The 982-nt window shown below is 60.4% G+C and carries 2 protein-coding genes; both read right to left on the bottom strand.

Translation table 11 applies throughout. The features are described 5' to 3' along the window. Positions 1-36: 36 nt before the first annotated feature. On the bottom strand, positions 37-279 hold the full coding sequence (locus tag FXB41_RS40410; protein ID WP_219685724.1) for a hypothetical protein: 243 nt from the start codon (positions 277-279) through the stop codon (positions 37-39). Positions 280-388: 109 nt separating this feature from the next. After that, on the bottom strand, positions 389-982 hold a 594-nt coding region (locus tag FXB41_RS40405), incomplete at its 5' end, for an ArdC family protein (protein ID WP_246649644.1).

Below are 982 nucleotides of genomic sequence, written 5' to 3'. Positions count from 1 at the left end.
CGAGGCGGCGGGCCAGTTCGCAAGGTTGACGGGACATCAGGTCGCCTCCTGCCAGCTGGCACCTTCGACTGGATACCGGTCGCGTACCTTCGACAGCATCTCTATGCCACTTGCGCCCATCCGCACGAACATGAGGAGCTGACAGAAGATGATCTCTTCAAAGAGGCCGTCCCCTCGCAAGCTCTTGCGCGTCTTGGCATTGGATCCCGATACTTCGATGCGCTTTCCACCGGTCACTCCGACACCGGCCGACGTGATCTTTTGGACAGCTTTTAGCATGCTGATTTTCCACGACGGGCAGCCGGGAGCCTCTCTCTCGGCCTCCAACCCGTCACGGAAACAACCCTGCCCCCTCTTACTCTTGTGCCGGTGCCCACCGAGCAGAACCTCACGCCGCCTGCTGGTCCTCCGTCGGCATGTCGCGGACGGGTTCTGGGAGAAAGCCAAGCAGATAATCGGCAACCTTGCTGGCCTTGGAAGCAGCCCGGATAATTGCACGATTGTCCTCGCGCAAGACTTCAAGCCAAGAGCCGATATAGTCGGCATGCCGCACCGTCGGCACGATGCCGAGCGAGGCGCAACTGAACGCAGACGAGATTTCCGCAACCAGCTCCTCGAAGGCATACTTCCTAGTACCGTAGTTGCCTGACAGGTCACGGTTCAGACGCGACGGATGACCGCTGGCATGCGCCAGCTCGTGGAGGGCCGTTCGATGCCAATTGATTGGTTCAAAATAGGCCTGCGGAGGCGGCACCTGCACATAATCTTCCGTCGGCATATAGAAGGCACGGTTGCCGCCCATGCGGAAGTCGATGCCGGTCGCCTTGATCAGGTATTCGACCTGCGGCTCGATCAGGGGCGGCGGCGGGGGCAGCGCCGTTGTCGCGATCTCTGGAGGCAAGCCGCCGCATTGATCACAGTTGAAGACCGTAAAGTGCTTGAGGAACGGTATGGCCTGCGCTTCCTCGCCGGTCTCATGTGC

Source organism: Bradyrhizobium canariense (genome assembly GCF_019402665.1).
Classification (GTDB): Bacteria; Pseudomonadota; Alphaproteobacteria; order Rhizobiales; family Xanthobacteraceae; genus Bradyrhizobium; species Bradyrhizobium canariense.
The sequence above is the reverse complement of the archived record's forward strand: the minus strand, read 5'-3'. Positions and strand labels throughout refer to the sequence as shown.

Coding starts and splice junctions, on each gene's coding strand:
- FXB41_RS40410 (WP_219685724.1), bottom strand. CDS start 279: ATGCTAAAAGCTGTCCAAAAGATCACGTCGGCCGGTGTCGGAGTGACC.